Annotated in this window: 10 protein-coding genes and 1 pseudogene; 2 read left to right on the top strand and 9 right to left on the bottom strand. The window is 55.2% G+C overall.

The features are described 5' to 3' along the window. Window positions 1-35: 35 nt before the first annotated feature. On the bottom strand, window positions 36-881 hold the full coding sequence (locus EUZ85_RS22590) for a sulfurtransferase (RefSeq protein WP_127972179.1): 846 nt from the start codon (window positions 879-881) through the stop codon (window positions 36-38). A 108-nt stretch (window positions 882-989) separates the two neighbouring features. Between EUZ85_RS22590 and EUZ85_RS22585 the strand changes: the two genes are divergently transcribed. Further along, window positions 990-1,982, top strand: a complete 993-nt coding sequence (locus EUZ85_RS22585; protein ID WP_127972177.1) for a threonine/serine dehydratase — start codon at window positions 990-992, stop codon at window positions 1,980-1,982. 61 nt (window positions 1,983-2,043) lie between these two features. On the opposite strand, the gene EUZ85_RS22580 is transcribed toward EUZ85_RS22585, so the two are convergent. From EUZ85_RS22580 to EUZ85_RS22550, 6 genes and pseudogenes are all read right to left on the bottom strand, one after another. After that, the gene (locus EUZ85_RS22580) at window positions 2,044-3,930 is read right to left on the bottom strand and encodes a bifunctional diguanylate cyclase/phosphodiesterase (protein ID WP_246842212.1); all 1,887 of its coding nucleotides are present in this window, start codon (window positions 3,928-3,930) and stop codon (window positions 2,044-2,046) included. A 57-nt stretch (window positions 3,931-3,987) separates the two neighbouring features. After that, a pseudogene (locus EUZ85_RS22570) lies at window positions 3,988-5,078 on the bottom strand (FIST signal transduction protein). A gap of 229 nt (window positions 5,079-5,307) precedes the next feature. Beyond that, window positions 5,308-6,102 carry an ABC transporter ATP-binding protein gene (locus EUZ85_RS22565; RefSeq protein ID WP_127972172.1) on the bottom strand — a complete coding sequence of 265 codons (795 nt, stop codon included), beginning with the start codon at window positions 6,100-6,102 and terminating at the stop codon, window positions 5,308-5,310. A gap of 2 nt (window positions 6,103-6,104) precedes the next feature. After that, window positions 6,105-6,998 (bottom strand): ABC transporter permease, encoded by an 894-nt coding sequence (locus tag EUZ85_RS22560; protein WP_127972169.1) that lies wholly within the window; start codon window positions 6,996-6,998, stop codon window positions 6,105-6,107. A 67-nt stretch (window positions 6,999-7,065) separates the two neighbouring features. Next, a complete protein-coding gene (locus EUZ85_RS22555) occupies window positions 7,066-8,031 on the bottom strand; it encodes an ABC transporter substrate-binding protein (RefSeq protein ID WP_127972167.1) in 966 nt (321 codons plus the stop codon). Window positions 8,032-8,145: 114 nt separating this feature from the next. Next, window positions 8,146-8,541 (bottom strand): hypothetical protein, encoded by a 396-nt coding sequence (locus EUZ85_RS22550; RefSeq protein ID WP_127972165.1) that lies wholly within the window; start codon window positions 8,539-8,541, stop codon window positions 8,146-8,148. Between the two features lie 577 nt (window positions 8,542-9,118). On the opposite strand from EUZ85_RS22550, the gene EUZ85_RS22545 reads away from it, so the two are divergent. Then, entirely contained in the window at window positions 9,119-10,792 is a 1,674-nt protein-coding gene (locus EUZ85_RS22545) for an AMP-binding protein (protein ID WP_127972162.1), read from the top strand. A gap of 47 nt (window positions 10,793-10,839) precedes the next feature. Here EUZ85_RS22545 and EUZ85_RS22540 read toward each other — a convergent pair whose 3' ends face one another. Continuing rightward, window positions 10,840-12,525, bottom strand: a complete 1,686-nt coding sequence (locus EUZ85_RS22540) for an iron ABC transporter permease (protein ID WP_127972160.1) — start codon at window positions 12,523-12,525, stop codon at window positions 10,840-10,842. A 94-nt stretch (window positions 12,526-12,619) separates the two neighbouring features. Then, entirely contained in the window at window positions 12,620-13,642 is a 1,023-nt protein-coding gene (locus tag EUZ85_RS22535) for a Fe(3+) ABC transporter substrate-binding protein (RefSeq protein ID WP_206617934.1), read from the bottom strand. Between the last annotated feature and the right edge of the window lie 391 nt (window positions 13,643-14,033).

Raw genomic sequence — 14,033 nt, 5'->3', positions numbered from 1 at the left:
AATGACGCCGCTGGGATGTTTATATTGCGCTAAGGCTATTCGTTGCCGACGGCAATGGGGTGGTTGGGATCGGTGATCCACTCGCTCCAGGAGCCGGGGTAGAGTTTGGGCATGGGGTAGCCCGCCAGGTGGGCGGAGAAGATGTTGTGGCAGGCGGTGACGCCGGAGCCGCAGTAGCAAATGACTTCCCAGGCTTTGCCGTGGGCGTAATAGTTGGCGAAGCGGCGGCGTAATTCTTCTTCCGGTTTGAATGCGCCTTCGGGGGTCAGGTTTTCTTCAAAGGGCGCGCAGATTGCGTTAGGGATGTGTCCGGCGACTGGATCTATCGGCTCCATTTCTCCAGCGAATCGCGGCGCCGCGCGGGCGTCCAGAATATTGACCGACGCGTCGTTCAGCTTGCTGTGCAATTCCTCCGCCGTCACCAGCAGGCGCTCGTCGGGCGTCGCTTCGTAAGCGTCAACCTGCTTGGGCGTCGCTGGCTCAGTAGACATTTCATAACCCGCGGCGCGCCAGGCTTTCAGACCGCCGTCCAGAATACGGACATCTGCGTGTCCGAGCCATTTTAACAACCACCACAAGCGAGAGGCGTAGGCGCCGGGACCATCATCATAGGCGACGACGATATCTTCCGAGGTGATCCCCGCCTGCTGTAGCCAGCCCAGAAACTTTTGGACCTCCGGCAAAGGATGGCGACCTGTTTTACCTGGAATCACCGGGGCTGATAAGTCCTTGTTCAGGTCGGCGTATACGGCCCCTGGAATGTGATCCTGCAGATAGGCGAGGCGTCCGTATTCCGGGTCGTTGAGCGCGAAGCGACAGTCGATAATGCGATATTTGGCGTCGCCCAAATGCGAGTGCAGGGATGCTGGAGAAATTAGCATGGATGTCCTTTTGCTCCTTGTTACCTTTCTTTACTTTGAATGCAGTCACAGCGCCTGAACGCGCCTGCGTATATGCTAGCCGTCGCCCACATTGCCTGAGACTGACTTATGAAGGACCAAGTCGTTGATATTCGCGACATATTCAAAGCCCGTCAAACGGTTTCGCGTAATCTCAAAGCAACTCAATTGCTCCGCTATGAGAGCCTATCTAGGCTGGTAGGCGCGGATATCTACATCAAACACGAGAATCATAACCCCACCGCCAGCCAAAAAATACGTGGCGCGGTCAATCTTGCGTGGGAATTGCGGCGCAATGGCGTCACCCGCATCGTCACCGCCGCCAACGGAGCTTCGGGGGGCGCGCTGGCGTGCGCCGCCCGCATGTTCAACATGAGCGCGCTGGTGGTGGTTCCGGAAAAAAGTCCGCTGTCATTGATTCAATCTCTGCAGGATCAGGGGGCGGAAGTCCGCGCCAACGGAATTGATTTTCCTGAGTCGTTACGCATTGCGCGTCGCATGGAGGAAAACGGCGATTACTACTTCGTGCACCCCGCTAACGAAATGCAGTTTATTCATGGTTGCGCCACCGCCGCCCTGGAGGTAATCGAAGAATTGCCTGAAGCGGATGTGGCGATCGGTTCTGTCGGCATGGGCGGATGCATTGCTTCCATCCTGGCGGCGTCAAGCGTCCTTAATCCCAAGTTGAAGGTGATTGGCGTGCAGGCGGAGTTGGCCCCGGCGGCTTATTTGTCATGGAAAACCGGCGCGCTGCAACGTCAGGAATCCCGTACGTTTTCCCAGGAATTGGGTATGAGTAAAGCCTTTGAAATCCCATTCAGTCTGTATGCGGACGCGCTAGCGGATTTTGTTTTACTGCCGGAACACCGGTTGTACGAGGGCGTGGCGCTGGCGGCGCATCATACCCGGCAAATGGTGGATGCGGCGGGCGGCGCGCCCATCATGGCGGCTTACCTGCTCCGGCAAAAGCTTCGCAGCAAGACCGTTGTGCTGTTTATGAGCAGCGGCGCGGCGACGGCGGACGAACTGGAAGAGGCCTACACTTTATCTGCTTTTCGCAGCGGCAGACCTGAAGAACTCTAACAGAGAGCGGACCTGTCAAAGAATAGGAATGTAGCGGAGGCATTTAAAGGAGTGAGGGCGCTCAGGCGCGATCCTGCAAACGGGTGGTCAGCATTTCACTGATCATTTTGCCGCTGACGGGGCGGCTGAAATAGTAGCCTTGAGCCAGATCGCAGTGCTTTTCCTTGAGCAGGTGGACCGTTTCTTCGGTTTCTACGCCTTCCGCCACGACCAGCATATCCAGATGGTGAGCGAGGTTGATCATGGTGTCGACCAGCGCCAGATCGCGCTGTGATTTGGTGATGTCGTCAATGAACATTTTGTCGATTTTCAGGGTGTCCACCGGCAGCCGTTTGAGGTAATTCAACGAAGAATAGCCGGCGCCGAAATCATCTACAGAACAACTGATGCCCAGCTTGCGCAGCTCTCCCAGTATCGCGATGGTGTGTTCGATGTCCTCCATCAACGCGCTTTCCGTCAGCTCGACTTCCAGCAGTTCGGGGCGCACGGAATAACGTCGCAAAGCCTGAGTGATGGTGCTCAGAATATCGGCGTGCTGAAAGTGGAACGGGGAGATATTTATGGCGACGGAAAAGTCATGGTGATTTTCCCGTCCCCAACGCTGCAGTTGTTTGCAGGCTTCTTCGGTGACCCAGTTGCCGATATCGATAATCAAGCCGTTCTCCTCCGCCGCGGGAATAAACTCCGCCGGAGAAACTACTTCGCCGCTGGGGCGACGCCAGCGTATCAGCGCTTCGACGCCGATGATCATATTGCTGTGCAGGGCGATTTTCGGCTGATACATCAAGTTGAATTCGTTCTTTTCCAGCGCAGACTTAAGGTTATTGCGAATCCTCAGGCGATGGGAGGTGAGTATTTCGAATTCGTCAGCGAAGAACTGGCAGTTGTTGCGGCCGCGGCTCTTGGCGTGATTCATCGCCATGTCCGCTTTACGGATCAAAGCATCGGCGTCGCGACTGTCGGTCGGATAGAGGGCGATGCCAATCGAGCAAGTCAGATGGAAAGTCTGATCGCCGACCGTGAAGGGGCGATCAATGGCGGTACGCAGGCGTTCAGAAATCAGGGTCGCCTCAAAGGATGTCTTGATGTTCTCCAGCAGGACGATGAATTCGTCGCCGCCATACCGGGCGACAGTGGTTTCTGGAGGCAGGGTTTCTTTGATGCGTTGTGCGGCCATTTGCAGTAACTGGTCGCCGGTCTCCAGTCCGGTGGAGTCGTTGATGTCCTTAAAGCCGTCGAGATCCAGAAACATGACCGCCAGATCCCGCTGTTGACCGCCGCGTCGCTCGATTGCGTGAGTGAGGCGTTCATGAAACAAGGTTCGGTTGGGCAGGCCGGTCAGGCTGTCGTGATAGGAGTGAAACAGCGCCTGCTGTTCGCTGCGTTTGAGTTCGGTAATGTCGCTCAGACTCCACACCCGACCGAGCACTTTGCCCTCATGAATGCGCGGGTTGGTGTAGCAGTCGATGAAACGGCCGTCTTTCATTTCCAGCAAGCAATAGCTGGAGCGCTGATTGAAGCGTTTATTGAACTCCCAAAGACGGGTCAGCTCATCCAGGTTCTTCACTTTCTCTCGCAAATAGGGACGGATGTGGTGTTTGTTGATGTTTTCCGCCACTTCCTGCTGCATGTCGAACATTTTCAGAAACACGTTATTGCAGGCGATTACCCGATTGTCCTGATCGAACACAATGATGCCGTCACAGGTGGAGTTGAGGGTGGCGTTAAGCAGGGAAACCGAATTCTCCAACTCCTGTTTGGTGGTGGAGATCTCCTGCAATTGCTGCTTCAGTTCCTGATTGCGTTTGGTAAGTTCTTGCGAAGACAGTTCCAGGGCGCGTTCGAGCATGCTGCGCTCTTCGTCTGCCTGGAGGTACGCCGCGTCAATTGCGTCCAGAAGCGCGCGCAGCCGCTCCGGTGGCAGATCGGCGGGTAAAAGTTTTTTCAACTGGCGCTCTAACAGCCTATGCATAGGGAGTCATTAAGCTTGGTTGATGTTGCATGCTTAGTCTTCGCTGATTGTTGTAATCGTCATTGTCTGGTTATGCAGGGAGCAGCCAACCCCATTGATGACCGGACTGATTTCGCCATAAGAATAAAAGCCGCATATGGCGGTGTCGGCGCCGAGCACTTCGCGAACGCTTTCCACTTCTTCTTCCGTACGCTGTTTCAGCACCATTTTGCGGCCGACGCAGCTGACCAGTAACGCCAGTTGCGGCTGCCGTCCGCCGGAAAAGCGACTTTGCTCCGCTGCTGAGGCGGCGCCCTCAACGAGCCGTTCGAAGTTGGCCTTCATAAAACGGGCGGCGGCGCCTTGGGCATATCGCCAGCGAAGGTCATGGATTGCTCCGACTCATTGATGCCGAGAATCGTTCTCACAACATAGTGATTATCAGCGAGCTTGACCAGTAGGGGAAACAGCAGTGCGGTAGCTGGTAGCCCGTTAGCGTAATCGCCCAGATAATCTTTATAAAGAGAAAGCGCACTATGTTTATCCAATTCAAACAGTATGTTGCGCTCAGATTTGCTGATGCGCCAGTCGGGACCGAAGGCGTCCCAGCCGCCCATGGAGCCGTAACCGATGCGCAACGAGTCGCCGTAAAAGCCGATCGCCGCCACCAGACCCTCATGCATTGGCGCGTCAACCCAGACGGAAGTATCAGTGAAATCCTGGTAATCGCCTGCGAGTCCACCTGTAATTTTAACTCTATGAGGCAGGGCATCCTGCGCGCCTTGCACCAGTTCGGAACCGTTGACTTTCAAGCCGTCCGACAGCAATAGCACATGGCGCAGCTCTTCAGGCGGCAATTGTTGCGCAACATGACGGCCGACAGAGCGGCTATCTGAGTCGTCCTGAACCGGGCTGGAAACGATGGCGATGGTTGCCCGGGAGAAGCTGAGCGCTGTAACGGTGAGGGTGTTCTCCAGCACTTTGGTTCCCATGATTTCTCCAGCAGTGGAGCAACCGACTAATCGGGCCTGGGGGAAACTTTCGCGTAATGCGGAGTCGACGCCATTGGAAAACAAGAGGGACTGTCGACCGAAGCAAAGCAGCAAAACCGTGTCATGATCCGGTTGGTCGGGGAGGGGCGTCATCCACTGACCGTTTTTCCGGATGAATTGTTGAATTTGCATTTAAAGGACTACCGCGCAAATGACCCGTAAATGATGATCGATCGCCCGTTGCCTGTTTTGACAGGTGTTTATGCTTTATATCCTAACTATAGATAACGCGGCGAGGATTGCTCAATGTAATTTACAAAGTTTTTCCCGCCGCGTCGGATTAACGGTCTGAATAGGGTGGCCGGTAAGAGTGCGCTGGAGGCTAGCCCAGAAGCAGTGAATCGTCGGCCAGCCCTTGCCCGCTTTTGGTCTCGAACAGTTTCAACAGGTCCGGAATGGTGGTGGACTTGCGCTGTTCGCCTTCAATATCAAAAATAATTTTGCCCTCGTGCAGCATCAGCGTGCGGTCGCCGTAGTCCAGCGCCTGCTGCATGCTGTGGGTCACCATCAGAACCGTCAATTTTTCCCGCTCGACGATTTCCGCGGTCAGCTCCAGAACGAAGGCGGCGGTCTTGGGATCGAGAGCGGCGGTATGTTCGTCCAGCAATAGAATCTCTATGGGCTGCAGGGTGGCCATCAACAGGCTCATCGCCTGGCGCTGTCCGCCTGACAGCAGGCCAATCTGATCACCCAGACGCTCCTCCAGACCCAGACCCAGGCGGGCGACCAGCTCTTTGAAGCGCTTGTTGTCGACGGACTTGATCGCCCGCCGCAAACCGCGACGTTTCCCCCGCGCCAGGGCCAGGGCCAGGTTTTCTTCCAGGGTGAGGGTTTCACAAGTGCCTCGCTTGGGGTCCTGGAATACGCGGGCGACATTTTTGGCGCGTTTGTGAGTGGGCGCCTGGGTGACGTCCTGATGGCCGATGACGATATTGCCGGACTCAGGCTGTATTTCTCCGGCGATGGCGTTGAGCAGGGTGCTCTTACCTGCGCCGTTGCTACCGATAACGGTGACGAACTGCCCTTGCGGGATAGTCAGGTCGACGCCCCGCAGAGCGTATACTTCCAGCGGCGTACCGCGGCCAAAGCAGACGTGAAGTTCGGATACCTGGATCATGCTTAAGGCCTCCCTGTGGGTTTGAATACGGCGCGTTTTGCGGTAGGCAGAACAATCGCCATGGCCACCAGCGCGGCGGTGATCAGGTTGAGGTCCTGCGCCTGCAGACCCAGAAAATCAGTGTTAAGGGCGGCTGCTACGGCCAGACGATAAAGTATGGAGCCAAGAACGCAGCCCAGCAGCGCCAGTAATATAGTGCGAGGCGTTAACAGTGCTTCGCCGCCAATGACCGACGCCAAGCCGACCAGAATAACGCCGACGCCCATGGTAATGTCCGCGTTGCCGGTGGATTGCGCGAACAAGGCGCCCGCTAACGCCACCAACCCGTTGGACAGCGCCATGCCCACCATAATCATGAAACCAGTGTTGATTCCTTGCGCCTTCGCCATATGTGGATTAGCGCCTGCAGCGCGCATGGCCAGACCCAGTTCTGACTTCAGGAAGAGCAGCAGAAAACCGGCGACGGCGACGACTACGACAGCAAAGCCAATAGGGGCGGCGTAGTAATACTTAACGCCCAGGGTATCAAATACGCTGAGCACGGTAGGTTCGCCCAATAACGCGACATTGGGTTTGCCCATGATGCGCAAATTAATGGAGTACAACGCCATCATGGTCAGTATGGAGGCCAGCAAATGCAGTATCTTGAGCCTTACGTTCAACCAGGCGGTGACGCCGCCCGCCATTGCGCCCGCAGAAATCGCCGCAAGCGTGGCCAGCCAGGGATTCCAGCCAAACGTAATCAGGGTGGCGCACACCGCTCCGCCAAGAGGAAAGCTGCCGTCGACGGTGAGGTCGGGGAAGTCCAGGATGCGGAAAGACAGAAACACGCCGAAGGCGACGAGGGCGAAAACAAGGCCGACTTCAATAGCGCCAAGAAAAGCGATTTGGGACAAAAGTACCTCCGGGAACAACTGCAATGATGGGAGAGGGCCTCTCCTTGAGGCCCTGGAGAGAGCGGAATCAGCCGCCTACGATTTCCTTGGCTTCTTCAGACAATTTGGAATCCAGTTTGACGCCCATGCGCTCAGCGGCGCCGGGGTTCAGGTAAAGCTCCAGCTTTTCAACGCCTTGTACGTCGATATCGCCAGGGGCTTTGCCTTCAAGAATATCCGCTACGATTCCGCCGGTTTGTCTGCCTACGTCATAGTAGTTAAAACCGTAAGCGGCAATGGCGCCGCGGGTGACGGTGTCTGTGTCGGCGGCAATGACCGGCAGTTTGTTTTGTTCGCCGACTTTGATGACCGCTTCTACGCCGGAAATGACGGTGTTGTCAGTCAGCAGGTAGATAGCGTCGACTTTTCCAACCAGTGAGCGCGCAGCGTTCAGAATCTCTGAACTCTTGGTGACGGCGGCTTCGCGCAGAACCAGACCAGCGCTTGCGCTTTCCTGTTTCAGTCTTTCCACCAGCGAGACGGAGTTGGCTTCGCCCGGGTTGTAGATCGTGCCAATGGTTTTCACATCAGGAACGATGCGCTTAACCAGTTGCAGGTGCTTGTCGATGGGCAGCATGTCCATGGTGCCAGTGACTTTGCCGCCGGGCTTTTCCAGCGTCTTGACCAGTTTCGCTCCAAGAGGATCGGTGACGGCGGAGAAAACGACTGGCGTGTTGCGCGCGGCGGCGGCGGCGGTGATCGCGGAAGGCGTGGCGATAGCGACGATCACGTCAGGTTCTTCACCCGCGAATTTCTTGGCGATCTGGTTGGCGGTAGTTGGGTTGCCCTGAGCGCTTTCGTACATCCACTTCAGGTTTTCGCCAACTTTGAAACCTCTCTCGGCGAGCTCATCCTGTACGCCCTTGCGGCAGGCGTCCAAAGCGGGATGCTCGACAATCTGGGTGATAGCTACGAATTTCTCGTCAGCAGCCAGAGCCGCCGGACTCATGAAGGGTAACAAGGACAACAAGCCCACCAACAATTTCTTCGACATACACGATCTCTCTTTATGAGTTATGGTTTTTGCCCGCCTGACTCCTGTGCGCCGGGAGCCGGATTATAGTCGGCAGGGGAGTTTTCTAAAACCGGAAATCCGCGTCAACCCTCGCTATGACGTGCGGACCCGTTTATCTCGCTGCGGCGCTTTGAGATAAAACTTCCTTTTCGCCAGTCCCTGCATGCCCGTATAGAGGGTATAGCCGAAGCCCGCCAGAAACAGCAGGGAGACGACCAGCAACACAATATTCTGGGTGAGATTCCGTTCTATATTAAATTGCACGACGGTGACGAATATCGACAGCTGTTCTATGAACAGGTAGGCGGTAATCAGGCCGCCGATGAAGCTTGTCACCATCTGACTGCAGATAATCATTCGCGACGGTATTACGGCGACATGTCCGCAGGCGTCGCATTCGTATGTTTCCGTAAGTTCCGTCTCGTTGTGCCCTTGCACGGCGGCGATAAGAATTCCATTTTTGCATTTTCGGCAGCGGTAAGAAGACATTATTATTTTCCTGTTGTAAAGATCCTGGCGATGGACGCCTTCGACCTATCTTCTTAATGGATTCTCCTCAGGAAACGTGCGCTTCAACCTTCTTTTCACTGGCGGCGTCCGGTGGTCAGTCTGCGGTCCATATTGCGACGAAGAACTGACGGCCCGGGGCTGTGGCGGTGTGATAGGAATAGCCTCGCACGCTTCCGACGAGCACATGTCAATATATGCAGTATTGGCGGGTTATTATAGCCGCTTGGCGGGGCAGGTCCACGATTCACGGCGTTTGCGGACAAGTTTTACAGAGTTTTCAAAAGTTGGAGAGGGCAAAGTCAGCGCTTGCTGCGTCAATCGGACTAGGATATTTTGCGAATCAAGCCCGGATTCACAAGCAGGCAGGGGATACACTAACTTGGTTCAGGGACCCGCTACATACTGCGGTTGATCGAGTTAAGGGCCGGAAGAGCCAAGACGCTATCCGCAACGAATACTCTGTTCGCGAAGATAGTTGTCCGTACAATGAATAAGTCTAATAATCAATAATTTATAAATAACCAACAATACTAATAAAAGAAGGCAAGGACACACTATGGAGCTGCACACGCATATTCCTACCCCATTGCAACGTCTTTACCACTGGGAAAAAAGCCGCCCCGGCGATGTTTTCATGACTCAGCCGATGGGCGATAACCTTTCCGTCGATTACACCTTTCAACGGACTGCGCAGGAAGCGCGACGCATGGCGGCCTACCTGCGCTCCCTGGGGTTGCCGGAAGACGCCAAGGTGGCCATTCTCTCGAAAAACTGCGCCCACTGGATCATGAGCGATCTGGCCATCTGGATGGCGGGCTATGTATCGGTTCCTTTATATCCGACATTGAGCGCGGACAGTGTTCAGCAGATTCTGGAGCACAGCGAGGCCAAGGTGCTGTTCGTTGGCAAGCTGGACGACTGGGACACTATGAAAGCCGGCGTGCCGGATGATGTTCGCTGTATTTCTTATCCGTTGAGCCCTCCCAACGATTTCCCTACCTGGGAAGATATTGTCGCCAAGACGCATCCATTGGAGGAAAGTCCGCCCCGTAAACACGAAGAGCTGGCCACCATTGTCTATACTTCCGGCTCTACGGGCATGCCCAAGGGCGTGATGCTGTCGTTTAATAATCTGGCGTTTGCGGCGGATGGCGTCGTGAACTTTCTGGATGTCGGTTCCCATGAGCGGATGCTCTCATATCTGCCGCTGTCACATGTGTTTGAACGTTTTGTGGTGGAAATGGGGGCGCTGTACACCGGTTTTCACGTGTTTTTCGCCGAATCCCTGGACACTTTCGTGCGCGACTTGAAAGCGGCCAGGCCCACTTTATTCCTGGCGGTGCCGCGCATCTGGACCAAGTTCCAGGCGGGCGTTTTGAGCAAGATGCCAGAGGAAAAACTGAATTTCCTGTTGAAGATCCCCGGCGTGTCGCATCTGATCAGAAAGAAAGTGTTGAAAGGCCTGGGGCTGGAGTATGTCAGATTCGCCGGCAGCGGTTCCGCGCCTTTGTCGCAGGACATTCTCAGCTGGTATCGCCGGTTGGGGCTGGAGTTGCTGGAAGGCTACGGCATGTCGGAAAACTTCGCCTACTCTCATATGACCAAACCGGGACGAACCAAAGTGGGCTTTGTCGGCGAGGCGTTGCCTGGCGTGGATGTGCGTGTGGGGTCGGACGGGGAAATTTTGGTGAAAAGTCCCGCCACCATGATGGGGTATTACAAGGAGCCGGATAAAACCACGGAGGCGCTTACCGAAGACGGCTTTTTACGCACAGGCGACCTCGGCGAGGTGGACGAGCTGGGCCGTCTCAAGTTGACTGGGCGTAAAAAGGAACTGTTTAAGACCAGCAAGGGCAAGTATGTTGCGCCCGCGCCGATTGAAAACCGCATCATCAGTCATCCGCAGATAGAGATGGTTTGCGTGGCCGGCTCCGACTATCCGCAGCCTCATTGTCTGGTCATGCTGTCTGACGACGCCTACCCGAAGCGTACGAATCCGGATTTCCGTCAGACATTGGAGAAGAGTTTGCAAAACCTGCTGCAAGACATCAACGCCAGCGTTGATCCCCATGAGCGCTTGCAGTTCCTGGCGGTGGTGTCTGAACAGTGGACGATCGAAAATAATTTTCTGACGCCCACCATGAAACTGAAGCGCAACGTCATTGAAGAGGCTTACAAGCCGCATCTGGAGCAATGGTATAGCGCCAAAGCCCCGGTCATCTGGCAGTAGCTGATTCGCGATCCACCAGGGAAGCCAAATTCCCTGGTGGCCTTTGCTTAATATTGTTTCGCCGTACTGGCCCGGTTCAGCAAAATGACGGGAATGATTCCCGTCGCCACGATAAACATGGCGGCCAGCGCGCTGTGTTCCAGCAGTTCATCCGACGCATATTGATACAGATACGTCGCCAGGGTCTCAAAGTTGAACGGGCGCAGGATCAGCGTCGCCGGCAACTCCTTCAGCACATCCACAAACACGATGATCGCCGCCGTCAGCATGCTGCGACTGAGCAGAGGCAAATGCACCTTGGTGAGAATAGATAAAGAACTGTGCCCCAATGTACGGGCGGCTTGATCCATAGAGGGAGTGATGCGGCCCAATCCGCTCTCGGCGGAACCGAGGGAGATCGCCAGAAAGCGCGCGGAATAAGCGTAAATGATGGCGGCGATAGTGCCGCTGAATATCAGGCCCGTGCTGGTGTTGAAATAGTCGCGGGCGACGCCGTCAATGCCATTATCCAATGCGCCCAAAGGCACAATGACGCCAATGGCCAGCACTGCGCCGGGCATGGCGTAGCCAACCGACGCCAAGCGCGCCATGGATTTATTGAGGGCGCTGGGAGCGATACGCTGGGAGTAAGCCAGCAACGCGCCGACAACGACTAAAAGCGCAGCGGCGATAGTCGCCAGCTGCAAAGAGTTCATCGCCAGACGGAAGAACTCCGAGTTCCAGGTAACATCGAAATATTCGATGGAGTAATACCCGAGCACGGAAGCCGGAACCAGGAAGCCGAAAAATACCAATAAAAAGCAGAACGCGGAGGCGATATACGCAGACTTTCCGGTAAGTTGCGTCGGCGTCAGCGGGCGCGTGCGACCGCCGCTTTGATAACTCTTAGACTTGTGTCGTGAGGCGCGCTCAAGATAGAGCAAGGCCAGGGCGATGCCCACCATCAACGCGGCGATTTGCGCCGCTCCGCCCACATTGCCAAGGTTCAGCCAAGTATCGTATAGCCCGGCTGTTAACGTCTGGACGGCGAAAAAGCTGACGGTGCCGAAGTCGTTGAGAGTCTCCATCAGCACCAGCGCCAGACCCACGGCGAGTGCAGGGCGAATAATCGGCAGCACGATGCGATAAAAGGTGCGCAAGGCTCCAGCGCCCAGAGAACGGCTGGCCATCAATAAACTGTCTGACTGCTCCATCAAGGCGGCCCGACAGGTCAGATAGACGTAGGGATACAGCACCAGAGAGAACATAATGATAGCGCCGCCCAGACTGCGAATCTGAGGGAACCAGTAATCCCGAGGCGTGCGCCAGCCGAACCACTCCCGCAACAGCGCCTGCACCGGACCGGAGTATTCCAGCAGGTCCGTATAAACATAGGCGATGACATAGGCGGGCACGGCAAAGGGAAGTAGCAGCGCCCAGGAAAACAGTTTACGTCCGGGAAAACGATAGAACGCCACCAGCCAGGCGGAGGTCACGCCAAAAAAAGTGGCCAGCAAGCCCACGCCGAGCATCAGGAAGAACGTGGCTTCCAAATAGCGCGGCAGCACTGTGCTCCAGAGGTGAGGCCAAATGTTCTCTGTAGGGAAAAACGCCACATAAATGACGGCGAGTAAAGGTATGACGGCGATCAAGGCGACAATCGCGCTGAAATAACGCCAGCGGCGGGCGTCTGGAGAGCCCGTCGTCGCGTGATTGGAAAGCTCCCGTATAACCGGGGCTGATACTGCTTCCATTAATGGGTGACCTTACCGTCAGTTCCCGAATTTATAACCGCCAAAGCCGAAGCGCCCAGGCTTCGGCTTGTTATCGGGCGGTCGTTGTGTGCGATCAGCCGTCGAAATCGACTCTGTCCACCATCTTCACGGCTTTCTCGCGCAGCTCGCCGACTTTGTACAAAGGTAGCTCATCACGTTTGAACTCACCCCAGGAAAGCACCAGGCCAGAAGGTTCCACGCCGGGTTTGACCGGGTATTCATAGTTCTGCTCGGAGTACATTTTCTGAGCCAGTTTCTCTGTTAAAAACTCCATCAGCTTGATGGCGTTCGCTTTGTTGGGGGAGCTTTTAGTCAGACCAACACCGCTGATATTCACGTGAGAGCCGCGATTCTCCTGGTTGGGGAAAATCAAATTCACCGCGCGGGCCCATTCGATCTGATTCTCATCCGTCAGCATCAAGCCGTAGTAGTAGCTGTTGCCCAGGGAAACGTCGCAAATGCCGTCTTTAATCGCTTTGACCTGCGCCCGGTCGTTACCCTGGGGCTTGCGAGCCAGATTTTCTTTCACGCTGCGCAGCCACTCTTCTGTTTTGGCTTCGCCGTGGTGGGCGATCATGGAAGCGATCAGGCCAATGTTATACGGGTGCTTGCCTGAGCGCGTGCAAATGCGGCCTTTCCACTCTGGCTTGGCCAGGTCTTCATAGGAAATGCTTTTCAGGTCGGTGCGCTCTTTGGATGCGTAAATAACGCGGGCGCGGGCGGTGAGGCCGAACCAGGTATCATCCACCGCCTGATATTGCTCTGGAATATTGGCGTTCAAAACGTCGGATTTTACTGGCTGCAGCACTTTGGCGTCAGTCAGTTCCTGCAATTGTCCGATATCTGTGCTTAACACCAGGTCCGCGGGGCTGTTGGCGCCTTCGCGCTTCAGTCTCTCCGCCACGCCTTCTTTGGCGAATACGACATTGACCTTGATGTTGGTTTGGTTGGTGAACGTGTCAAGCAAAGGCTGAATCAGAAATTCCTGGCGATAAGAGTAAACGTTGACTTCCTCCGCAGCCTGTGCGGCCAGAGGCGTCAAACAGAAGGCGGAAAGGAGGGCGGCTTTGATAACCGAGGCGGTCTTTTTTTGCATGAAAAGAGTTCCCAACAAATAAAAGTAAATATAATGAAAATAATTCTCAGTAATTTTGTAACAGTGTCAAGCCCGCATAAATCGGACCCGCTATTTGAAATCTCCCCTCAGGTGTGGAAAATCGAACTGCTTTGCGTGCAAGAACAAGCGCTTAACGGCGGCTGAGCCGTTATTTTTTGGAGCGAGCAGTCGCCAAGACGCCTTGATGAAATCAATGTTGGTTTGATCTAAAACACCCCATCAGCTTTTCGACTGGTTGGTGGAAGACCTGCAAGCAGGGCAAATAAGAAGAGTTAGGTAACCACTGAAAAACATTGGTGAGGCCGCAAGGGCGACGCAGGTAGTGTTCAGAGGTTCCTCAGAAGAAGTAAGAGAAGCAAGAATAAATAGC

This window comes from Hahella sp. KA22 (assembly GCF_004135205.1).
Lineage (GTDB): Bacteria > Pseudomonadota > Gammaproteobacteria > Pseudomonadales > Oleiphilaceae > Hahella.
This window is presented reverse-complemented; position numbering and strand designations above follow the sequence as displayed.